The organism is Achromobacter sp. JCM 18799 (assembly GCF_055395645.1).
This window is the reverse complement of sequence record NZ_AP043866.1, coordinates 3,371,438-3,392,920: the sequence shown is the minus strand read 5'-3', so window position 1 is coordinate 3,392,920 and position 21,483 is coordinate 3,371,438. Positions and strand designations below refer to the sequence as shown.

22 protein-coding genes are annotated in these 21,483 nt (G+C 66.2%); 5 read left to right on the top strand and 17 right to left on the bottom strand.

Annotation, left to right across the window (positions count from 1 at the left end):
- Nucleotides 1-20 precede the first annotated feature (20 nt).
- The 8 genes from ACZ5YA_RS16030 to cyoA all read right to left on the bottom strand — a co-directional run bounded on the left by ACZ5YA_RS16030 (nt 21) and on the right by cyoA (nt 8,051).
- Nucleotides 21-1,346, bottom strand: coding sequence for a ParB/Srx family N-terminal domain-containing protein (locus ACZ5YA_RS16030; RefSeq protein WP_118932943.1), 1,326 nt, complete (start codon nt 1,344-1,346; stop codon nt 21-23).
- 35 nt (nt 1,347-1,381) lie between these two features.
- The gene (locus ACZ5YA_RS16025; RefSeq protein ID WP_059378760.1) at nt 1,382-1,765 is read right to left on the bottom strand and encodes an RNA-binding protein; all 384 of its coding nucleotides are present in this window, start codon (nt 1,763-1,765) and stop codon (nt 1,382-1,384) included.
- A gap of 134 nt (nt 1,766-1,899) precedes the next feature.
- Entirely contained in the window at nt 1,900-3,006 is a 1,107-nt protein-coding gene (locus tag ACZ5YA_RS16020) for a porin (RefSeq protein WP_059378761.1), read from the bottom strand.
- 113 nt (nt 3,007-3,119) lie between these two features.
- Nucleotides 3,120-3,899: an SURF1 family protein gene (locus ACZ5YA_RS16015; RefSeq protein WP_118932944.1), complete on the bottom strand. Its 780-nt coding sequence runs from the start codon at nt 3,897-3,899 to the stop codon at nt 3,120-3,122.
- Nucleotides 3,899-4,303 (bottom strand): cytochrome o ubiquinol oxidase subunit IV, encoded by a 405-nt coding sequence (cyoD, locus tag ACZ5YA_RS16010; RefSeq protein WP_059378763.1) that lies wholly within the window; start codon nt 4,301-4,303, stop codon nt 3,899-3,901. Before cyoD ends, ACZ5YA_RS16015 begins: the two co-directional genes overlap by 1 nt.
- Entirely contained in the window at nt 4,300-4,941 is a 642-nt protein-coding gene (cyoC, locus tag ACZ5YA_RS16005) for a cytochrome o ubiquinol oxidase subunit III (protein ID WP_059378764.1), read from the bottom strand. Before cyoC ends, cyoD begins: the two co-directional genes overlap by 4 nt.
- On the bottom strand, nt 4,934-6,937 hold the full coding sequence (gene cyoB, locus ACZ5YA_RS16000) for a cytochrome o ubiquinol oxidase subunit I (protein WP_059378766.1): 2,004 nt from the start codon (nt 6,935-6,937) through the stop codon (nt 4,934-4,936). Before cyoB ends, cyoC begins: the two co-directional genes overlap by 8 nt.
- 73 nt (nt 6,938-7,010) lie before the next feature.
- Nucleotides 7,011-8,051 carry a ubiquinol oxidase subunit II gene (gene cyoA, locus ACZ5YA_RS15995; protein WP_059378858.1) on the bottom strand — a complete coding sequence of 347 codons (1,041 nt, stop codon included), beginning with the start codon at nt 8,049-8,051 and terminating at the stop codon, nt 7,011-7,013.
- A gap of 222 nt (nt 8,052-8,273) precedes the next feature.
- Here cyoA and ACZ5YA_RS15990 point away from each other — a divergent pair, with 222 nt between their 5' ends.
- Nucleotides 8,274-9,596: an MFS transporter gene (locus ACZ5YA_RS15990; protein ID WP_059378767.1), complete on the top strand. Its 1,323-nt coding sequence runs from the start codon at nt 8,274-8,276 to the stop codon at nt 9,594-9,596.
- A gap of 12 nt (nt 9,597-9,608) precedes the next feature.
- On the opposite strand, the gene ACZ5YA_RS15985 is transcribed toward ACZ5YA_RS15990, so the two are convergent.
- Entirely contained in the window at nt 9,609-10,652 is a 1,044-nt protein-coding gene (locus ACZ5YA_RS15985) for a histone deacetylase family protein (protein ID WP_059378768.1), read from the bottom strand.
- A 109-nt stretch (nt 10,653-10,761) separates the two neighbouring features.
- Nucleotides 10,762-11,343 (bottom strand): XAC2610-related protein, encoded by a 582-nt coding sequence (locus ACZ5YA_RS15980; protein ID WP_059378769.1) that lies wholly within the window; start codon nt 11,341-11,343, stop codon nt 10,762-10,764.
- 146 nt (nt 11,344-11,489) lie between these two features.
- On the opposite strand from ACZ5YA_RS15980, the gene ACZ5YA_RS15975 reads away from it, so the two are divergent.
- On the top strand, nt 11,490-11,891 hold the full coding sequence (locus tag ACZ5YA_RS15975) for a hypothetical protein (RefSeq protein ID WP_059378772.1): 402 nt from the start codon (nt 11,490-11,492) through the stop codon (nt 11,889-11,891).
- A 6-nt stretch (nt 11,892-11,897) separates the two neighbouring features.
- On the opposite strand, the gene ACZ5YA_RS15970 is transcribed toward ACZ5YA_RS15975, so the two are convergent.
- The 3 genes from ACZ5YA_RS15970 to ACZ5YA_RS15960 all read right to left on the bottom strand — a co-directional run bounded on the left by ACZ5YA_RS15970 (nt 11,898) and on the right by ACZ5YA_RS15960 (nt 13,957).
- Complete coding sequence (locus ACZ5YA_RS15970) at nt 11,898-12,527, bottom strand: hypothetical protein (protein WP_464092761.1); 630 nt, start codon at nt 12,525-12,527, stop codon at nt 11,898-11,900.
- Between the two features lie 53 nt (nt 12,528-12,580).
- Entirely contained in the window at nt 12,581-12,979 is a 399-nt protein-coding gene (locus tag ACZ5YA_RS15965) for a hypothetical protein (RefSeq protein ID WP_088142529.1), read from the bottom strand.
- Between the two features lie 84 nt (nt 12,980-13,063).
- On the bottom strand, nt 13,064-13,957 hold the full coding sequence (locus ACZ5YA_RS15960; RefSeq protein ID WP_059378774.1) for a LysR family transcriptional regulator: 894 nt from the start codon (nt 13,955-13,957) through the stop codon (nt 13,064-13,066).
- A 107-nt stretch (nt 13,958-14,064) separates the two neighbouring features.
- Here ACZ5YA_RS15960 and ACZ5YA_RS15955 point away from each other — a divergent pair, with 107 nt between their 5' ends.
- Both ACZ5YA_RS15955 and tam read left to right on the top strand, forming a co-directional pair.
- The gene (locus ACZ5YA_RS15955) at nt 14,065-15,063 is read left to right on the top strand and encodes a TerC family protein (protein WP_059378776.1); all 999 of its coding nucleotides are present in this window, start codon (nt 14,065-14,067) and stop codon (nt 15,061-15,063) included.
- 126 nt (nt 15,064-15,189) lie between these two features.
- Complete coding sequence (gene tam / locus ACZ5YA_RS15950) at nt 15,190-15,963, top strand: trans-aconitate 2-methyltransferase (RefSeq protein WP_059378777.1); 774 nt, start codon at nt 15,190-15,192, stop codon at nt 15,961-15,963.
- Here the strand turns inward: tam and ACZ5YA_RS15945 are convergent.
- The 3 genes from ACZ5YA_RS15945 to ACZ5YA_RS15935 are packed head-to-tail and all read right to left on the bottom strand — an operon-like array spanning nt 15,938 to nt 19,989.
- A complete protein-coding gene (locus ACZ5YA_RS15945) occupies nt 15,938-17,404 on the bottom strand; it encodes an efflux transporter outer membrane subunit (protein WP_118932949.1) in 1,467 nt (488 codons plus the stop codon). The genes tam and ACZ5YA_RS15945 overlap by 26 nt on opposite strands.
- On the bottom strand, nt 17,401-18,456 hold the full coding sequence (locus tag ACZ5YA_RS15940; protein ID WP_251879426.1) for an HlyD family secretion protein: 1,056 nt from the start codon (nt 18,454-18,456) through the stop codon (nt 17,401-17,403). Before ACZ5YA_RS15940 ends, ACZ5YA_RS15945 begins: the two co-directional genes overlap by 4 nt.
- Nucleotides 18,457-18,471: 15 nt before the next feature.
- A complete protein-coding gene (locus tag ACZ5YA_RS15935) occupies nt 18,472-19,989 on the bottom strand; it encodes an MFS transporter (protein WP_251879428.1) in 1,518 nt (505 codons plus the stop codon).
- Between the two features lie 270 nt (nt 19,990-20,259).
- Here ACZ5YA_RS15935 and ACZ5YA_RS15930 point away from each other — a divergent pair, with 270 nt between their 5' ends.
- Nucleotides 20,260-20,637: a DUF4148 domain-containing protein gene (locus tag ACZ5YA_RS15930; RefSeq protein WP_118932952.1), complete on the top strand. Its 378-nt coding sequence runs from the start codon at nt 20,260-20,262 to the stop codon at nt 20,635-20,637.
- Here the strand turns inward: ACZ5YA_RS15930 and ACZ5YA_RS15925 are convergent.
- Nucleotides 20,630-21,427: an AraC family transcriptional regulator gene (locus tag ACZ5YA_RS15925; protein ID WP_464092760.1), complete on the bottom strand. Its 798-nt coding sequence runs from the start codon at nt 21,425-21,427 to the stop codon at nt 20,630-20,632. The two genes, ACZ5YA_RS15930 and ACZ5YA_RS15925, sit on opposite strands and share 8 nt — an antisense overlap.
- Between the last annotated feature and the right edge of the window lie 56 nt (nt 21,428-21,483).

Genomic DNA, 21,483 nt, shown 5'->3' with positions numbered 1-21,483 from the left:
GTGTGGGCAGGCGCCGCGGCTTACCAGCCCCAGCAGGTGCCGGCCGCGGGCTTGCCGCAGTTGCGGTAGTTCACGGCGAACCACAGCTTGCCAGCGCCCCGCGGACTGCCATCGGTCTTGGCGTCGTTGCGCGGCAGCTCTTCCAGGGTGTCGCGCGCCTTTTTGGTGGGCGAGCCGCTGGCGGCGTCGGGCGCCAGCGCGATACGTCCCAGGCCGGCAGCGTCGCGGTCATCGAAGACGATGTCGGTGTCCTTCAATGCGCTCATCTTCAGGGAGGCGTCGCGCACCGCGGCGGCATAGCTGTCGTTGGCGCCGGCAGGCGCCAGGCTCTTGTCGAGGGTGCTGGCGGCGAGGATCTGCGCCGGCGCGGCGGGTGCCATCATCTTGTACTGGTCCAGGCCCGGCAACTGGCCGCCCGCGGCTTGGCGGCGCAGCCAGTCGCCCCACAGGAACTCCGCGAACTCCGGCAGGTTGCCGTTGCTGTAGGCGATGTCGCGGGTGAAGTACACCAGCGAGCGGTAGCGGTCCTCCTGCATGCCGCCGGCCTCCTGGGTGCTGGCCAGCCCCAGGCGGGCGGGCAACTGGTCCACGGTGATGGGCTGGTTCTGGCCGTCGCGCAGCCAGGCGCGGCGTTCGTCGACCATGCGCTGCCAGAACGCCGCCGCATTGGGCAGGGTGCTGTAGTTGGCGTCGACCTTGACCCAGACCGGCAGCTTGGGCCCGCCATCGGCGATTTCGCGCAGCGACGAGAAGGTGTGGTGGCCATCGGTCAGATACAGGTTGCCGTCCCAGCCGACCACCACCGTCTTGAGGTTGGCGGTGTCGGTGCCGGGGGCGTTCTTGCAGGTGTAGGTGGCGGGCTGATCCAGGCGTGCGGCGCGCGCCTCGGCGACGCTCTGGAATTCCTGCGCGCGCTCGGCGCCACCCATGTCTTCGCAGTAGTCGTCGAACTTCTTGCCGACCGTGCGGTTCAGGTAGTCCAGCTGCTGTGCCGGCTTGTCCGCCCAGGTCGGACGTTCGAAGTCCCCTTGCCAGCGGCCGAGCTTGTAGTAGATCTGGTCGTAGCCGATGGCGGCCTGGGTGGGGCGCAGCTCTTCGATGCGGACCTGGATGACGTCGCCCGGCTTGGCCTGCAGGTAGGCCGTGTTGCGCGGCGGCTGGGTTTCGGCGGGGGGCGTTTCTTCGACGGGAGGCGGCGCGACGGCGACGGGTTCGTCGTCATGATCGTCGCCGCCGCCGTTGCAGGCTGCAAGGGCCAGCGGCAGCAAGGCCGCGGCCACGGCGTGCAACAGACGTGGCCGGCGGGCGGGAAGAGCGCGGCGCGCAGGACGGGAGATAGAGGGCATGGTCCGTTTCAGGATCTGGTTTCAAAGATAGCCGATCATGAGGGACGCGTGTTTCCTGCAGATTGCACCGGAGCGGGTTGCCACGCATGCAGCCTGTCCATGAGGTCGCGCACGACGGCGGCCTGATCGTGGATGCGGGCGGCAGCGCATGCCGACAGGCCCGCCGCCAGCTCCTCTTCCAGGGCTTCGAAGTGCGAGGCAGGCGCTCGCATCTGCAAGGCCAGCAGCGCGCCCTGTATGCGATGCAGCATTTGGGCCGTAGCGACGGCATCGGGTTTTTCGGCGGCCTGTTCCAGCGCATCGAGATCCTGGGTCATGGTGTCCTTGATGAGCTGGCGGTGGTTCGGCGCAAGCGCGGCGTACACGGCGAGCGTACCCGCGGCGGGAAAGGCGGAAGTATGAGGGAGCGGTTTATGCATGAGAGCCTCCTAGGCGTACATGCTGATGACGTCAGGCTCCCGGGCGATATTAAAAAGGTCCGATACCAGGGGGCAGGTAATCGGACCGATTCGTCAGGAACGGAAGCGGCCCCGCAGCCGCTCCGCTGACTTGCTTAGAACGTGTGGCGCACGCCGACGCCGGCGGCCGTGCTCTTCAGGCCGTCGATGAAGGCATAGTCCTTGCCGTACGAACCATAGGCGTACAGGTTGGTGCGCTTGGACAGGTCGTAGGTGTAGCCCACGCTCCAGACGTTCATGTTGGTGTCGCCGCCGGTCAGCTTGTCATTGTTCGGCGATACGTGCTGCCACGACGCGAACAGGCTGCTCGCGCTGCCCAGGGGCAGGGTGGCGCCCAGCATGTAGGAGTTGGCCTTGAAGCCGTCCACGAAACGGTTGGTGCCGAATTCGTCGCTGAAGGGCGTGCCCGCGGGCAGGTCCTGGCCGACGAACCAGCCGTCGGTGGTGCGGCCGTAGGCGGCGGCGAGCTTCACGACTTCCAGGTCGTAGGACACGCCCAGCGCGTACTGGCGCGGCGTGGCGTCATGGTCGATGGCGCCGCGGTTGGAGCCGTTGAGCTGGTCGTAGGTCAGCGCTACGTTCAGCGGACCTTGCACGTAGCGCAGGCCGGCGGTGATGCCGCGGGTATTGTCGGCGGTGCGAAAGCCCGTCTGGTCGGCGTTCGTGTCGTCCGCATTGAACGAGTAGCCGACGCCGAGCTCGAAGCCGTTCACCGAAGGCGTCTTGTACATCACCATGTTGTCCCAGCGCATGGTGTTGGCGGCGCTGAAACCCAGGCCCATGTTGGACTGCGTGTAGCTGGTGTAGAAGGGGTCGATGTCGGCAAGGTAGTTCGAGCCCACCGTGGCCTGGCGGCCGAACTCCAGCGTGCCCCAGGCGTCGTTGGCCAGGCCGATGGTGGCCTGGCGGCCGAACAGGCGGCCGGATTGACCGCGCTGGCCGTTGGCCGAGTCGAATCCGCTTTCCAGCGTGAACACGGCGCGCAGACCGTCGCCCAGATCTTCGGCGCCGCGCAGTCCCCAGCGCGAGCCGGCCTGGATGCCGTTGATCATGCCTATCTTGCTACCGTCGTATCCATCGCCTTTGATCTTGTTGTAACCAATGCCGGTGTCGATGACACCATAGAGAGTTACCGACGATTCTGCCTGAGCAACGCCTGCAAAAGTCGTGAACATTGCGGCGGCGAGCAGCGTCTTTTTCATCCTTGGGGACTCCTTGTAGAGGGGTGGAAAAAACAAAAGGGAACAGCACGCGAGCATGTAGCCCAGCGCTGTTCCCAGCCCTCATTGTAGGACACCGGCCGCAGCTGGCTGGATCAGTCCTTGCGGCGTGCGCGCTTTTCCTCGCGCACAAAGATGAAAACGCCGACCAGCACCATGGCCGCCAGGGCGTACCAGGTGATGGCGTAGCTCAGGTGATTGTTGGGGAAGTTCAGCACCGTCAGGCCGCCGACCGGGGCAGTGCGTCCGCTGCCGTCCTTGCCCGTCGCATCGGCGTCGATGAAGTAGGGCGCTACGTCGCTCAAGCCGCGCGCCGCGGCGATGGCGGGCAGGTCGCGCGAATACCAGAGGTTGGTCGCCGGATCGTTGTTGCGCAGGAAACCATGGGCGGGTTCGCCCATGCGCAGCAGGCCGGTGACGCTGGCTTCTTCGGGCGTTTGTTGTATGGCCGACTTGCTCTTGCGCCATTCGGGCAGCACGAAGCCGCGGTTGACCAGCACCGTGCCGCCCTCGGGCAACTGCAGCGGCGTCATGACCCAGTAGCCGCTGCCCAGCTCGGTCGCGGCCTGCACCAGGGTCTGGCGGTCGTACAGATAGGTGCCCTTGGCGGTGACACGGCGGTATTCGGCGTTGTCGGAGGTCAGCGCGGGCCATTCGGCCTGGGCCGGCGCCGGCGTGGGCGCCGCATGGGCGCGCTGTTCGACCTGTGCGATCAGGGTGCGCTTCCAGGCCAGCCGGTGCACCTGCCAGGTGCCCAGGGCGCAAAGCCCCGCGAAAATGGCGACAGCAAGCACCCCCAGGATGACCAGGGTGATTTTGCTGCGCGGATTGCGGGAGGAGGTGTCGCGGGTAGTGGAGTCGTTTACTGCGGCCATCAGGGCATTTTCCGCATGTCGTGAGTGGACATGGGCATCATATTGGAGTCGAGGTGATACATGATCCAGATGGATCCGCTGAGCGTGATTACGACCAGCACCAGCGTGAATATTAACGCCAACATGTTCCAGCCGCTTTCGGACTTGGTGTCCATGTGCAGGAAGTAGATGATGTGGACCACGATCTGCACGGCGGCGAAGGCCAGGATGATCAACGCAGTGGTGCGGGATTCGGAGAAAACCCGATTCATGACCAGCCAGAACGGAATGGCCGTCAGGATGGCTGCCAGCACAAAGCCGGTCATGTAGCTCTTGAAGGTGCCGTGGGCGGCGCCGTCATCGTCGTCGTGGTGGTCATGGCCGCCATGGCCGTGATCGGCCGGATGATCCAGGTGCGCGGTCATGGCAGCACTCCCATCAGGTACACGAAGGTGAAGACGCCCACCCAGATCAGGTCCAGGAAGTGCCAGAACATCGACAGGCACATCAGGCGGCGGCGGTTTTCGGGGATCAAGCCGTGCATCTGGACCTGGATCATCATCGTCACCAGCCACACGATGCCGAAGGTGACGTGCAGCCCGTGGGTGCCGACCAGGGTGAAGAAGGACGACAGGAAGGCGCTGCGCTGGGGACCTGCGCCCTGGTGGATCAGGTGCGCGAATTCGTACAGTTCCAGGGACAGAAAGCCCAGCCCCAGGATGCCGGTCACGGCCAGCCACAGCTGGGTGGCGCCGACGCGGTTGCGCCGCATTTCCAGCATCGCGAAACCGTAGGTGATGGAAGACAGCAGCAGCAACGCGGTATTCACCGCCACCAGTTCCAGATCGAACAGGTCCGCGCCGGACGGGCCTGCCGCATAGTTGCGTCCCAGCACGCCATAGGTGGCGAACAGGCAGGCGAAGATGAGGCAATCGCTCATCAGGTAGACCCAGAACCCCAGCAGGGTGCCGTTCTTGGGATGGTGTTCGCCCGGGACGTGGAACACGGGTTCGGCGGGCGGCGCCGTGCCGCCGGGCAGGTTGGGGGCCAGGGTATCAGACATTTTTCGCTAGCAACCTTGTGCGGGCGTCTTCGGCGCGCACGACCTCTTCGGCCGGCACGTAGTAGTCGCGCTTGTAGTTGAAGGTGTGAATGATGGACACCAGGATCAGCGCCGCGAATGACAGCACGACCAGCGGCCACATATGCCAGATCAAGGCGAAACCCATCACCACGCTGATACCCGCCAGCACGATGCCCGCCCAGGTGTTCTTGGGCATGTGGATGGGAATGAAGCCCTGCTGCGGCCGCAGGTAGCCGTGCTGCTTCATCTGCCACCAGGCGTCCTGGTCATGCACGCGCGGCGTGAAGGCGAAGTTGTAGTTGGGCGGGGGCGACGAGGTCGACCATTCCAGCGTGCGGCCGTCCCAGGGGTCGCCGGTGTCGTCGCGCAGCGATTCGCGGCGGCGGTAGCTGACCACCAGCTGGATCAGGAAGCTGGCGATGCCGCAGGCGATCAGCAGCGCGCCGAAGGCCGCCACCTGGAACCAGATCTGCAGGGACATGTCCTCGAAGTGGTTCACACGCCGCGTCACGCCCATCAGCCCCAGCACGTACAGCGGCATGAAGGCGACGTAGAAGCCCACCAGCCAGAACCAGAACGAGCACTTGCCCCAGAACGGATCGAGCTTGTAGCCGAAGGCCTTGGGAAACCAGTACGTGATGCCGGCCATCAGCCCGAACAGCACGCCGCCGATGATCACGTTATGGAAGTGCGCGATCAGGAACAGGCTGTTGTGCAGCACGAAGTCGGCGGGCGGAACGGCCAGCAGCACGCCCGTCATGCCGCCGATCACGAAGGTCACCATGAAACCCAGCGTCCACAGCATCGGCACCTCGAAGCGGATGCGCCCGTGGTACATGGTGAACAGCCAGTTGAAGATCTTTGCTCCGGTCGGGATCGAAATGATCATGGTGGTGATCCCGAAGAACGAGTTCACGCTCGCCCCTGACCCCATGGTGAAGAAATGGTGCAGCCATACCAGGTACGACAGCACCGTGATCACGACCGTGGCATACACCATGGATGCGTAGCCGAAGAGGCGCTTGCGGCAGAAGGTGGAGACCACTTCGGAGAAGATGCCGAAGGCCGGCAGGATCAGGATGTAGACCTCGGGGTGGCCCCAGATCCAGATCAGGTTCACGTACATCATGGCGTTGCCGCCGAAGTCCGCGGTGAAGAAGTTGGTGCCCACGTAGCGGTCCATGGACAGCAGCGCCAGCACCGCGGTCAGCACCGGAAAAGCGGCCACGATCAGCACGTTGGTGCACAGCGCGGTCCAGGTGAAGATGGGCATGCGCATCATGGTCATGCCGGGCGCGCGCATCTTGACGATGGTGACCAGCAGGTTGACGCCCGAGAGCAGCGTGCCTACCCCCGCTATCTGCAGGGCCCATATGTAGTAATCGACGCCCACGTCGGGACTCTGGAGGATCCCCGATAACGGTGGATACGCCAGCCAGCCGGTGCGCGCGAACTCGCCGACGAACAGCGACATCATGACCAGGATCACCCCGCCCGTGGTCATCCAGAAGCTGAAGTTGTTCAGGAACGGAAAGGCCACGTCGCGCGCGCCGATCTGCAGGGGCACGATGTAGTTCATCAGGCCCGTGACCAGCGGCATGGCCACGAAGAAGATCATGATCACGCCGTGCGCGGTGAAGATCTGGTCGTAGTGGTGCGGCGGCAGGTAGCCCATCGAATCGCCGAACGCCACCGCCTGCTGCAGGCGCATCATGATGGCGTCGGCGAAGCCGCGCAGCAGCATCACGATGCCCAGGATGACGTACATGATGCCGATCTTCTTGTGGTCGATGCTGGTGAACCACTCGCGCCACAGATAGCCCCATTTGCCGAAGTAGGTGATGGCGCCCACCACCGCGATGCCGCCGATGGCGACCGCGATGAAGGTGAAGAGCAGGATCGGTTCATGGTAGGGAATGGCTTCCCAGGTCAACTTACCGAAGATCAGCTTGGTGAGGTCTGGTTGATCAGGCATCTCGATTCCAGCAAAAAGACCGCAATTTCACGTAGCCCTTGCATCATTCGGATCACCGTGCGCCAGCGATCCGCTACAGGAGCAATCCTTCGGTGGCGGTGCACATCGCGCCCACGTATTTGCGCGGCGCGCCGGTCAGGCCCAGGCGCTCGCGCGTTCCGGCGTCCAGGGTGGTGACGTTGAGCGCGCCGGGTATGCCCATGCCGCCTTGCGCGTCGATCGCCATCGCGTCGCGCATGCACATGCGGTTGGGCTCCACGCAGCGGTTGACGATCGCCTCGAACAGGCCGGGCGCGCTGGACGCATAGCGCTGCACCGGGTTGCGTTCGCTGGGTTGCTCCAGCTTCAGGTAGGTTTCGCGGCTGAGCGTGGCGTCGGAGGCGCGGGCGTCAGCCACCCATTTGTCGAAGCCCTGCTGGTCCACGCCGTGGAACTTGAAGCGCATGCCGGAAAAGCCCGAGCCGCTGTAATTGGCGGACAGGCCTTCGTATTCGCCGGGATGGTTGATCACCGCGTGCAGGGTGGTCTGCATGCCCGGCATGGCGTAGATCTGGCCCGCCAGCGCGGGCACGAAGAAGGAATTCATCACCGTCGACGAGGTGATCTTGAACTGGATGGGGCGGTCGACCGGCGCCGCCATTTCGTTTACCGCCGCGATGCCTTGTTCGGGATAGATGAACAGCCACTTCCAGTCCAGCGCCACCACCTCCACCACCAGCGGTTTGGTGCCGGCTGGCACTTCGCGGCCTTCGGACAGGCGCACAAGCGGGCGGTAGGGATCCAGTTGGTGCGTGCTGACCCAGGTGAGCGCGCCCAGCGCGATGATGATCAGCAGCGGCGCGGCCCAGATCAGGAGCTCCAGCATGGTGGAGTGATTCCATTCGGGGTCATAGTGCGCTTCCTTGTTGCTGGCCCGGTAGCGCCATGCGAACACGAAAGTCAGGAGGATCACCGGCACGATGATGAGCAGCATCAAGCCGGTGGAAATGATGATCAGGTTGCGCTGCTGCAAAGCGATGTCGCCCGAGGGCGAGAGCAGGACTGCATTGCATCCGGCGAGCAATGGCAGCGCGGCAACCAGGACCAATCCGCGGAACCTTGGGAAGGACGGCATGACCATACCCCGAAACGTAACCGTGGGAAGTAAACGCAACACTACGCTGGAAGCCGCGAAAAATCTAGGGTAAAAAGAACAAAAATGTGCAGGGCGACGCGCGCAGACCAGGGCTGCATCCCAATAACGGAGCGGCTCTGCGCGATATGGGCTGCAGGCGCGCGGGTGTGTTTCAGGATCGTAGGCAAGGCTGTTCCGAACCTCCTTTCAGCGAGCATTCACATGGCGACCACCACGCAATATCCCGGTCATGCTCCTTCACTCCCCGCGGCCGGCGGCGGCAGTCACGCCAAGGTTGCGCCAGGGGAAATCGCGGTGGGCGTGGTGGTGGGGCGCGCTTCCGAATACTTCGATTTCTTCGTCTTCGGCATCGCCTGCGTGCTGGTTTTTCCGCAGGTTTTCTTCCCCTTCGAACCGCGGCTGGAAGGCACTCTCTGGTCCTTCGTCATCTTCTCGTTCGCGTTCATCATGCGGCCCATCGGCACGGCGCTCTCGATGGCCGCGCAGCGGCGCTGGGGGCGCGCGACCAAGCTCACCATCGCCCTGTTCCTGCTCGGGACGGCCACGGTGGGCATGGCCTTTCTGCCGGGCTACAACGTCATCGGCGCGCATGCGATCACGCTGCTGGCGGTATTCCGCTGCCTGCAAGGGCTGGCGCTGGGCGGGTCGTGGGACGGCTTGCCGTCGCTGTTGGCGCTGAATGCGCCGCCCAACCGCCGCGGCTGGTATGCGATGCTGGGGCAGCTGGGCGCGCCCGTGGGCTTCATGGTGGCCAGCGCGCTGTTCCTGTTCCTGCACGTGACCCTGACCGAAGCCGATTTCCTGGAATGGGGCTGGCGCTATCCCTTCTTCGTGGCGTTCGCCATCAACGTGGTGGCGCTGTTTGCGCGGCTGCGCCTGGTCGTCACCGAGGAATACACGCAGCTGCTGGAAGAGGGCGAGCTGGAACCGATCAGCGTCGCGCAGATGGTGCGCGAGCAGGGCTACAACCTGTTCATCGGCGCATTCGCGGCGCTTGCCAGTTATGCCTTGTTCCACCTGGTCACGGTGTTTCCGCTGTCGTGGATCGCGGTCAGCGCCACCCAGCAGATCCAGGACGTGCTGATCGTGCAGATCATTGGCGCGGTGCTGGGCATCCTGGGCACCATCGCATCGGGCTGGCTGGCCGACCGCATCGGCCGGCGCACCACGCTGGGCCTGCTGGCCCTTCTGATCGCCGTGTTCGCGCTGTTCACGCCCTGGCTGCTGGGCGGCGGACCCAAGGCGCAGGATGCGTTCATTCTGGTGGGCTTCGTGCTGCTGGGGCTGTCCTACGGCCAGGCCTCGGGGACCGTCACCGCGAACTTCACGCGGCGCTTCCGCTACACGGGCGCGGCGCTGACCTCCGACATGGCCTGGCTGATCGGCGCGGCATTCGCGCCATTGGTCGCGCTGGGCCTGTCCGCGCGTTTCGGGCTGGTGGCGGTCAGCGTCTACCTGTTGTCGGGCGCTGCCTGCACGCTGCTGGCGCTGCGCATCAACAAGGTGCTCGAAACGCGGGACTGATGGGCCTGCTGTTCAGCCCGCGTAGCCTTCCAGCACGTTGGCGACGTTGATGCCCACGTCCGCCACGGCGTAGCCGCCTTCCATCGTGAACACCGCCGGCAGGCCCAGGCCTGCCAGCAGGCGGCCCACATGCAGGTAATCGGCGCTCTTGAGCTGGAACTTGGAGATGGGATCGCCTTCGTAGGTGTCCACGCCCAGCGCGATAACCACCGCGTCAGCCTTGAAGGCGCGCACGGCGGCCAGCCCTTGTTCCAACGCCTGCGTCCAGGCGGCGAAACCGGTGCCGGCGGGCAGCGGCAGGTTCAGGTTGGCGTCCAGGCCCGCGCCTGCGCCGCGCTCATCGGCGTAGCCCAGGTAGAAGGGGTACTCGGTGGTCGGATCGCCGTGCACCGACACGGTCAGCACGTCGGCGCGTTCATAGAAGATGCTCTGCGTGCCGTTGCCGTGGTGGTAGTCGACGTCCACGATGGCCACGCGTTGGGCGCCAGCTTCGCGTAGCGCCTGCGCGGCCAGCGCCGCGTTGTTCAGGAAGCAGTAGCCGCCGAAGAAATCGGGGCCCGCGTGGTGGCCGGGCGGACGCGTGAGCGCCATGGCGACGCGAGGCCCGCCCGCCGCGGATACCGCGCGCGCGGCGTCGATGGCGCAGGCCGCGCCTGCGGTGGCGGCCTCCCAGGTGCCCGCGGTCAGCGGGCAGCCGCTGTCGAACGAGAACAGGCCGACCCGCGCGGCGAAGTTGGTCGGTTCGATGTCGTGACGGAATCCGCGCACGGGCCAGACCGAAGGCAGGATGTCCAGTCCGGCATTGGCCGGGTCCAGCGCCACCCAATCGCGCCAGGCTGTTTCCAGGAAGTCCACGTAGCGCGGGGTGTGCACGCGCTTGACCAGGCCCAGGTCCGCCGCCGACGGTGTGCGCAATGCGCCGATGCCGCGCTGGCTCAGCGCCTGCAGGACGAACTCCAGGCGCGCCGGGGTTTCGTGGCAGGGCACCAGCTTGCCGCGGAACATTTCCTGTCGGCCAGCGTGTTTTTCGTGGACAGGGTTGTGGAAAATCAGCACGACGGGGGTGTCCTCGGACGTAGAGCCTGGTGGGCGGAAGCGCAACTATAGCGGCCGCGGCGTTTGCAGCGCCATGGCGAAGGCGGGATGCGCGCGGCGGGACGGCGCCTTACGGGCCAGTCTTCGCGGCGCATGTGCCGCCCTTGGCGCCGGGGTGCGGAATCTTGCGCTCCGATTCGCCCTCGCGCCGGGTCCAGGAGATGACCCGCGCCGAGCCGTCCGGGCACACCCGGTACTGTTCGAAGCCATAGGTGTCGGCGCTGTAGCGGCACGCCACGGAAATAATGGGCTTGGCCGCGTCGAACTCGGGATTGACGAAGCCGCGGCAGGGGCTGGCCGCCGCATCGGGATACGGGATCTCGTGGTAGCGCCCGTCCTTGGGGCGGTACAGGAAGATGCGCGAAATCGCTTGCGTGCTGCCGCCGGTCTGGCCGATGACGAAGTCGCGGTAGCCGTCATGGTCCACGTCCACGTCCTGGAATTGGTCGACTTCCTCGTCGCCGCCGATGCTCGCGATTTCCTGTTCCGGGCCGTTGCCCACGCGTGCGCCGAGGCGCTGCTGGGGCAGTTCGGAAACCGTCACCACCGAGGACAGGCCCGGCCGGATGGCATAGGCGTAGTCGCGGGCAACGGCGCCGTTGCAGAGCGCGGACAGCGCGGCCAATGCCGCCATGGACAGGAATCCTTTCATGCGGGCGCCCTCCGCGCCGTGAACTCGGTGAGGCATTATGCCGCAGCGGCTTGCGGGGAAACCAGGACTTGCCGCCGGGCGGGCGGCGGGGGATCCTGGGTAGAATTCCAAGATATGCAGGATTGCCGCGACGCGCTCCGCCCGCCATGAATTTTCCGTTTCCCATCCGCCAAGAATGTCCGCCGGGCGCCTGCGTGTGCGACCGCGACCGGCTGTTGGCCGATCCCGCCGCCGACTTCCGCGTGTTGCGGCTGACCAAGGAAGAGGAAAAGCGCCTGGTGGCGCGGCTGGAGAACATCTCCAGCCTGGAAGACCTGCGCGCCATGCAGGGACGCATCCATGCGCAGCTGGGCATCGTGATTCACATCACGCCCAGCGAAAACGAGGTGCGCACCTCGCGCGGCATCGCGATCCAGCTGGAGGACCAGCTCGGGCTGTGCCGCAAGACGCGCACGGCGATTCCCGCCGCCATCCGCCGCGGTTTCGACAACCGGCCCGAGATCGTCTACGCGCTTCTGAACGAGCGCGACCTGCTCAGCGGCACCTGAGCGCGTTCAGGATTGCTTTGCCCCGGCGGCCGTGCCGCAGGGCGCCAGCGGCACCACGTCGGCCGGTGTGCGGCCGGCGTCCGGACGCGTCGCGTCCCGCTTCTTGCCCAGGGTGACGGGGTAGATCAGCAGCACGGCGCTGCCGGCTTCCAGCTTGGGGTCCTGTTTGGTGCCATAGGCCACCGTCCAGCCGCGCACGGCCAGCGGCGCCAGGGTGTATTGCAGCGCCGAGCCCGGCGAAACGTGCGCCACCTTGCCGGCGAACAAATCCTGCTGATGGGTTTCGACGCCATTGGCGGTCACATAGGTGGCGATGCTGACCAGCGAGGCGCCATTGCCGGGGCGTCCCAGCACGGCGGTCTTGTACTTGCCGGCAGGGATGTCGGTCAGGTTTACGGTAAGAGGATCCGCCGCGTGGCCGCTGGCATCCAGCCTGACGCCGTTGACTTCGGCGCGGGCCAGGGGCGCCGTGCCGGTGTTGCGCACGCGCACGCTGTATTCCCCGGAAGTGCCCGTGACCGTGCAGACCTCGATGCCGTAGGCGGGGCGCACAGGGTGCGCCTGCGCCGCCGTGGCGGCCATGGCCAGCAGGGCCGCCAGCAACAGCTTGGGGGCAGGGGAATTGACGGTGGGCACGGCACGCTCCTCTTAAAGGGGCAGCGCGCCGGATTGCCGCGTTGCCTGCCCTATTACACCACTTGGCGGCCGGGCGCCGCGGCTTGCTCGCGCTTGCCGGCCAGCCAGTGGAGGATCAGCGCCAGCACCAGCAGGCCGACGATGATGAAGCCCCAGAAGATCCAGGCCAGCACCGAGATCAGCGTGCCGAGGCTGCCGGCGAAGGGCAGCACCTGGTTCAGGCCTTGCGCGGCCCAGACCAGGCCGCCCTGCAGCGTCTGCAGCCAGGCGGGGTCGACCCAGGCCGCCGCCCAGGCGGGCGGAACCCATTGCGAGGTATCCAGCGCCGTGCCGGGCACCTGGGTCGTGGCGATGGTCGACAGGACCCAGTTGGTCAGCTGCAGCGTCAGCGCAACCAGCCCGGTCCAGAGTGCTGCAAGCACGGCGAAGGCGAGCCAGATGATCTTTTTCATTGAGGTGGTACTCCGATGTTTCAAAAGAGGGTCCACGATAAGGCGGATTCTATTTCTGAAAAACCAGCGTGGTTGTGACAAACATTAAGAAAAAACCGAAGTTTTTGCCTTGGCGAGCACGATCTGGACCAGCGGATGGTGCTGTCCGCGGCGGTTGCGGATGGCGTGGATTTCCTCGTGCACGTCGTCGCAGCGGGCCAGGGGGCGCAAGCCCCGCAGCACGCCGATGTCGCCGCCGCCCAGTCGGCTGAGCGGAAATACGCCCAGGCCGCGGGCCGCGAACACCGACATCAGGGCGCTGTCTTCGAATTCGCCGACGACATTGGGGTAGATGCCTTGTTCGGCGAACCAGCGGTCCAGCGTCTGGCGCAGCACGGAATGGCCGGTGGGCAGCAGTACCGGCAGGCGTTCCAGGCAGCGCGGAAAGTCCAGGGTGTCGGCCTTGCGCACCAGTTTGGCGGGGCCGTACCAGTCCACTGGCGATGAAACCAGGCGGTCGCTGGTGAGGCGCAGGTTGGGGTTGGCGGGTGCGCCCTGGCCGGCCAGCACCAAATCCAGGTGATGCTGGGCAAGTTCGCCCAGCAGTTCCTCGACCTCGCCTTCGTGGCAGGTCAGGCGCAGGTCCGGCGTGTGTAGCACCGGCCCCAGCAGGGCCTGCGCGGCCAGCTTGGAAATACCGTCCGACAGGCCCACCGACAGACGTATGACGGGCTTGGTGGCGGCGGCGCGGACCTCCTGGGGCAGCATCTGGCCGATCTGGAAGATCTCTTCGGCGCGGGCGAAGGCGGCTTCGCCCGCGTCGGTCAGCGCCACGCCGCGCCCGGCCGGCTTGAGCAATTGGTGGCCCAGGTTTTTTTCCAGTTCGCGCACTTGCGCGCTGATGGTCTGGATGGCCATGTCCAGCCTTTCGGCGGCACGGGAAAAGCCGCCTTCCTTGGCGACCATCCAGAAGTAATACAGGTGTCGGTAATTGAGCATGGCAGGAATCACTTCGGTTTTTTCGAACCTTAACTCACTTTCAGGCTGATTTCTCCATTCGGCCAGGATCTGGATCATGAGCCCCTTCGAACACAAGCGGGAACATCATGGACACCTTGCTCACCTTACTCTCCGCCGATTTCTTCGGCACCCCGGCCTGGAGCTGGCTGCTATTCATCGGCATCGTGGTCGCCTTGCTGGCCTTTGACCTGGGCGTGCTGCACAAGGAAGACCGCGAGATCGGCGTGCGCGAGAGCCTGCTGCTTTCCGCCGGCTACATCAGCGCGGCGCTGCTGTTCGGCGCCTGGGTCTGGTGGCAGATGGGTTCCGCCAGCGGCATGGCCTACTACACGGGCTTCATGATCGAGAAGTCGCTGTCGATGGACAACGTCTTTGTGATCGCGCTGATCTTCAGTTTCTTCGCGATTCCGCGCCAGTACCAGCACCGCGTGCTGTTCTGGGGCATCCTCGGCGTGATCGTGCTGCGCGCCATCATGATAGGCCTGGGCGCGGCGCTGGTCAGCAACTTTGGCTGGCTGCTGTATCTGTTCGGCGCCTTCCTGGTGTTCACCGGCATCAAGATGTGGATGATTGCGGACCAGACGCCGGATATCGCGTCCAACCCGATCCTGAAGTTCCTGAAGCGCCGCATGCGCGTCACGGAAGGGCTGCGCGGCAACGCGTTCTGGGTGATGGAGACCGATCCCGCCACGTCGAAGAAGGTGCGCTGGGCTACGCCGCTGCTGCTGGCGCTGGTGTTGATCGAGTTCGTAGACCTGTTGTTCGCGGTGGACTCCGTGCCGGCGATCTTCGCCATCACCACCGACCCGTTCATCGTCTACACCAGCAACATCTTCGCCATCCTGGGCCTGCGTGCGCTGTACTTTGCGCTGGCGGCGATGATCCACCGCTTCCATTACCTGAAGTACGCCTTGGCTCTGGTCCTGGTCTTCATTGGCGGCAAGATCTTCCTGGTCGGTTTCATCGGCAAGGTGCCGGCTGCCTTGTCCCTGTCGGTGACCTTCGGTCTGATCGCTGGCGGCGTGTTGTTCTCGCTGTGGAAAACCCGCTCGGACGCCTCCAAGCAGGAACTCGCGGCGGAATAAGCTCCGCGGCGTGACGCAAGACGCCCGCCATATCCAACGGATATGGCGGGCGCTTTTTTTGGGATTTGTCGCGCCGGTGCGGCGGGCGTAGAGTGCTGGACAGTCCAAATGCCGCAAGGAGCCGTCATGACCAGTTGGTCCGCCAAACAGTATTCCGCCTTTGAAAACGAACGCACCCGTCCGGTGCGGGACCTGGTCGCCGCCTTGCCCAATCAGGATGTGAAGCGCGCCGTGGACCTGGGCTGCGGTCCTGGCAACTCCACCGAGGTGCTGGCCAGCCGCTACCCCGATGCCGAAATCAGCGGCATGGACAGCTCGGAGGACATGCTGCAGTCGGCCAGGAAACGTCTGCCGGGGCTGCGATTCGAATTGGCCGACATCGCCACGTGGGATCCGCCCGGGACCTACGACGTGATTCTGGCGAACGCCGCGCTGCAATGGGTGCCGGACCACGCGACCCTATATCCCCGTCTGGTCGGCAAGCTGGCGCCGGGCGGGAGCCTGGCGGTGCAGACCCCGGACAACCTGGAGGAGCCGGCCCACCGCCTGGCGCGCCAGGTGGCAGGCGAGGCGCCGTGGGCCGCCGCCATCGGCGGCTTCAAGCATCCGCCGCGCCACAGCGCCGCCTGGTACTACGAGCTGCTCAAGCCGCATTGCGGCCTGCTGGACGTGTGGCGCACGACCTACCATCACCCGCTGGCAGGCGCAGCGGCGGTGGTGGAGTGGTTCAAGGGCACGGCGCTGCGGCCCTATCTGGACCGGCTGGACGCCGCCGGGCAAGCCAGTTTCCTGGCCCGCTACCAGTCGCTGATCGAAGAGGCCTATCCGGCGCTGGCCGACGGCACGGTGCTGCTGCCGTTCCCGCGTCTGTTCATCATTGCGGGGCCGAAGCAGGGTTGAGGTTGGCGGCGGGCGCTTCCCAGCCGCCGCCCAACGAGCGGTACAGATCCACCAGCACCAGCGACACCGAGGCCTGGGTCGACACGCGGGCCTGGTCGCTGGCCAGCACCGCGTTCTGCGCGCTGAGCACGTTCACGAAGTCCGAAGCGCCCGCGGCATATTGCCGCTGTGCGTTCAGCAGCGCCTGGCGGGCGCTCGCGGAGGCGCGCTCCAGGCTGGCCCGGGTCAGTTGCTGCGCCTGGTAGGCGGTCATGGCATTGTCGACTTCATGCCAGGCATTCAGCACGGTTTTTTGGTACAGCAGCGCGGCTTCCTGAGCCTGCGATTCGCGCAGCCGCAGCCGGCCTCGCAACCGGCCGCCCTGGAAGATGGGAATCTGCAACGCGGGGCCGACGCCGAACACCCCGGCGTTGTCGGTGTCGAGGTCCCGCAATTGCAGAGCCTGCAGGCCGAGGTTGCCTGACAGCGTGATGCGCGGATAGAAATCGCCCTCCGCTACGCCGATCGCCGCGACGGCCGCGTGCAGATTGGCCTGGGCGCGGCGGATGTCGGGCCTGCGCTCGGCCAGTTCGCTCGGCAGTCCGACGGGAACCTGGAGCGGACCGCCGGGTATCGGACCCACCGCCGCCAGACGCGGTTGCAGCGCGCCGGGCGGCTGCTCCAGCAGCAGCGCCAACGCATTCATCAGCTGTTCGACGCGCAGCACGAGCGGCGGCACGCCGGCTTCTATGGCGGCGGCCTGCGCATCGGCTTGCGAAACGTCTAGTTCGGTGGCGACGCCTTCGCGCTGGCGCAAACGGGTCAGCGCCAGGTTGCGCTCGGCATTGGCAAGCGTTTGGCGCAGCACGTCCAGTTGGTTCTGCGTGCCGCGCAGCAGGATGTAGTTGCGCGCCGTTTCGGCGCGGATGGCCAGGACCACGCCGCGCTGCGCCTCCAGCGCCGCCTGGGACTGGGCGCCGGCCTGTTCGACTTCGCGTCGCACGCGGCCCCACAGGTCCAGTTCCCAACTGGCGTCCACACCCGCTTGCCACAGATTGAATGAGGACTTGCCGCCGTGGCCCGAAGGGTCGGCCAGGCCGACCTCGCTGTTCTGGCCGCGCTTGTAGCTCGCGCTTGAGCCTACGGCGGGCAGGCCGTCGGCTTCGGTCACGCGCAGGGCCGCGCGGCTTTGCAGCAGGCGTTCGTGGGCGATGCGTATGTCCAGGTTGGCGGCGGTCGCTTCGGCGATCAAGGCGCTCAGGGTGGGATCGCCGAAGCTGTCCCACCAGGATGTGTTCACATCTTGCGGCACGGGGACGCTGTCCACGGCGGAGGCGTCAGGCATCCGCCATTGCACGGGCAATGGCGCCTGGGGAGCCTGAAAGTCGGGGCCCACTGCGCAGCCTGCCAAGGCGGAAAGCGTGCAGGCCAGCGTGGCATTGATCAAGCGGCGCGGGGTCATTGCATGGACTCCTCTGCCGCGGCGCCGGTATCGACCACGGCTTCGACGGACATGCCGGCGCGCAGCGGCGGCGCGCCTTCGGCCGGCGCGTCCAGCACGATCTTGACGGGCAGGCGCTGCGCGACCTTGGTGAAGTTGCCGGTGGCATTGCTCGGGACTACCGGCGAAAAGCTCAGGCCCGTGGCCGGCGCGATGCTTTGGACGCGGCCGCGCAGCGGCGTATCCGGATAGGCGTCGACCGTGATGGTTGCGGGCTGGCCCGGGCGCATGCGGGTCAACTGCTTTTCCCGGAAGTTGGCCACCACATAGGCTTGTTGCAGCGGCACCACCGCCAGAATCGGCGTGCCCGGGCTGACATAGGCGCCCACGCGCAGCGAGCGCCGGCCGACGATGCCATCGATGGGAGAGACGACCTGGGTATGCGACAGGTTGAGTTCCGCGCGGTCCTTCAGCGCCTGTGCGCGCAGCAGCCCGGCCTGCGCGGCCTCGCGGTTGGCTTCCAGCACGTCGCGCTGCTTGCGCGCGGCCTGCAGTGTGGCCGTGTGTTCGGCCTGCCGCGCCTGCGCCATGTCCAGCCGGCTGCGGGCCTGTTCATAGGCCTGCTGGGTGCCCGCGCCCTCGCTGGCCAGCCTGCGGTGGCGCTGGGCCTCGCTTTCGGCATAGCGGATATCCGCCAGGTCGGCGCGCGTGACGGCGACGGCCTGCTCGATCACGGCTTGCTGGCGTTCCAGGGTTGCGGCCGCGTCCGACAGGCGTGCGCTGGCGACTGCGAGTTCGGCGCTTGCGGCCGCCAGCGCGGCCTGATGGTCGCGGTCATCGATGCGGGCGAGCAGCTGGCCTTGCTTGACGGCCTGGTTGTCTTCGACCAGCACGGCGTCGATGAAGCCGGACACCTGCGGGGCGACGATGGTGTGGTCGGCGACGACAGTGGCGTCATCGGTGGATTCGGCGGCGCCGGTGGCGGACCATGACCAGCCTGCATAGGCCAGCAGGACCAGGGCGCCCAAGGCGCCGGCGCGGGGAAGGGGAGAGGTCAAGAGAGAGAAAGGCATGTTATGGACTCGATTTCAGGTCGCGGCGCGCGGTGGATAGATGCGGGTCGCGACGAAGGGGATGAGCAGGATGAGGAGCACGGCCACGCCGGCCATGCACAGATAGAGGTCGGCTGAGGTCAGCACGGCGGCCTGTTCCTGGATGCGGCGGGACAGCGCGGCCGCGTTCTCGCCGGCCGTGCTCAGCGGAAAGTTGCCCAGCTGGTCGGCCAGCATGCTGGAGTGGTAATTGCGGCGCGAGGTGGTCAGCGCGTCCAGCAGGCCGGTGGCGGCTACCGCGGCAAAGCCCTTGATGGTGTTGAACCACGATGACGCCCAGGGGCCGTCCTGCGGCGCCAGGCCGCCGGTGGCCAGCATCAGCAGCGGGATCACGGCCATGGGCTGGGCGAAGATCTGTACGGCTTCGAGCAGGTAGAACTGCTCGCGCGACCAGACGGACGTCAGTTGCGACCCCAGCAGGCAGGACAGGGCCAGCAGGCCGAGGCCCGAGGCCAGCACCCAGCGGCAATCCACCTGGCGCAGGTTGCACAGCGCCGCGACCAGAGGCAGCGCGATCAGTTGCGGCAGGCCCATGGTGAGCAGCACCGGCGCTGTTTCCAGCGGCCGGTAGCCGCGCAATTGCGCCAGGAATGACGAGGGAATCAGGATCACGCCCAACAGCACGATCAGCACGCCGCCCAGTGTCAGCAAGGCATGGCTGAGGTTGCGGTTGCGCAAGAGCTGGATCTTGAAGAACGGCAGGGGATGCGACCATTCGTTGATCATGAACAGCACCATCAGCACACCGCCTCCGCCCAGCAGGACGGAGATCAGCGGCGAGTTAAGCCAGTCCAGCCGGTCGCCCTGCAACAGGCCGATGACCAGCATGGACAGCGCCGGGGCGCCCAGCAACAGGCCGCGCCAGTCGAACAGGCGCAGCCGTTCGAGCTTGAGCGGATCCTGGGGCAGCCCGCGCCAGACGGCCCAGGCCGCGAGCGCCGCGGGAGCGACGATCAGCCAGAAGGTCCAGCGCCAGCCCAGCACCTCGGTGCAGAAGGCCGCCAGCGGTATGCCCAGGCTGGGCGCGAAGGTGGCGGTGAGGGCGTAGCCGCCCAGGCCATAGAGCTTGATGCCCGGCGGCAGGAAGCGCAGCGCCACCGTCATGAGCATGGGCGGCAGCGCGCCGCCCGCGAGGCCTTGCAGCGTGCGCAGGAACAGCAGCACGGGCAGGTTGGGCGCAAACGGGCAGAGCGCGCCGAACAGCGCAAAGGCGGCCAGCGCCGTGACCGTGAAGCGGCGCAATGAAAACGTGACCGAGCACCAGGGCGCGAATGCCATGGCGCATACCGACGCCGCGGCGTAGACGGCCACGAACCAGGTGCCCTGGTCGTAGCTGATGCCCAGCGCGCCGCGGATGTCGGGCAGCGCCATCTTGGTCACGTTTTCGTTGAGCCCGGCGAGGATCACCGCCAGCAGCACGCCGAGCAATCCGGTCAGGATGCGCCAGCCGAAGGCCGCCGCGGCGGGCGGGGCGGGGGGAGCGGCGGCCGTCATGATCGTGGGCCGCCCCTGCCCGGGGATGAGGAAGACAACATGGAATAGCGTCCTTGGATAACAGGAGCTATTCAGTCTAGGTAGATGCGGGGGGCGGAAAAACCATTCCTGGATCAACCCACCCTTGCGCCCGGCGCAAGGGTGCGCGGGCCGCAGCGGGGGCGTGCAGCGAGGCTTGCACGGCGGGCAACCTTCGATTGCGCCACGCGGGATTTATCCCGGCGGGCATGCGAACGAATAATGCGGCACTCGTTAACCGCAGAGGATTTCATGAATACATACCGACTCTCCATCCTGGCGCTGAGCATGGCGCTGGTTGGCGCCGCAGCGCATGCCGAAGGCAAGACCCGCGAACAGGTGCGCGCGGAACTGATGGAAGCCAAGGCCGCCGGCCTGGTGACCTACGGCGAACAGCAATATCCCGTGGATCTGCCTCATGTCAGCACCAAGACCCGCCAGCAGGTGCGCGAAGAACTCGACGCCGCGCGCGCGGCCGGCCTGGTCACGTACGGCGAACAGGACTATCCGCCTGCGCTACCGTCGCAATCGCGCCAGACCCGGGACCAGACGGTCGCGGAACTGCGCGAGGCGCGCCTGCGCGGCCAGATGAAATCGGGCGAACTGGACTACCCGCCCGCCGTCAATTGATACCGTCGGCCTTGTCCGCGAAGTAGCGGGCAGGCGTCTTGCCCAGCGCCTTGCGGAACATGGTGATGAAGGCGCTGACGGATTCGTAGCCCAGGTCTTCGGCAGTGCGCTGCACCGAGACGCCGGCGGCCAGGCGCTGCAGGGCCTGGATGATGTGCATCTGCTGGCGCCAGCGGCCAAAGCTCATGCCGAGCTCTTGCTGCACCAGCCGCGCCAGCGTGCGTTCGCTCATGGCGACGCGCCTGCCCCATTGCGCCACCGTGCTGCGGTCGGCGGGGTCGGCGTGCAGGGCATCGGCGATTTCGCGCAGGCGCGGGTGGTCCGAAATGGGCAGGTGCAGTTGTTCGGTCGGCATGCGCGCCAACTGCTCGACCAGCACTTCGGCCAGCTTCCGGTTGGCAGGCGTGGCCGTGTCCTGCGGAGCCAGGTCCGCCAGATAGGCGACCAATTCGCGCACCAGCGGCGAGATCGCCAGCGTGCAGCACTGTCCAGGCAGGCCCGTGGCGTGGGGCGGCACGAACAGGAAACACACCCGGCCGTTCTGCGTGACGCGATTGCTGTGCGGCACGCCGCCAGGAATCCAGACGCCATATTGCGGCGGCACCATCCACAGGCCCTGCGGCACGGAGCAAGTCACGCCGCCCTGCAAGGACAGCACCAGCTGGCCCATCGCGTGCCGGTGTGGCGGAGACTCCTGGTCGTTCTCGTCCGCATGCACGCGCATGGCATAGGCCTGTTGCGTGTCGATATCGGGATTGAAGAACGGGGCCGGGTCGTCCAGACGGTGCATTGAATTTCACCTTGACCGAATTTAGGGATAATTTGTCATTATGGCGAAATTCGGCG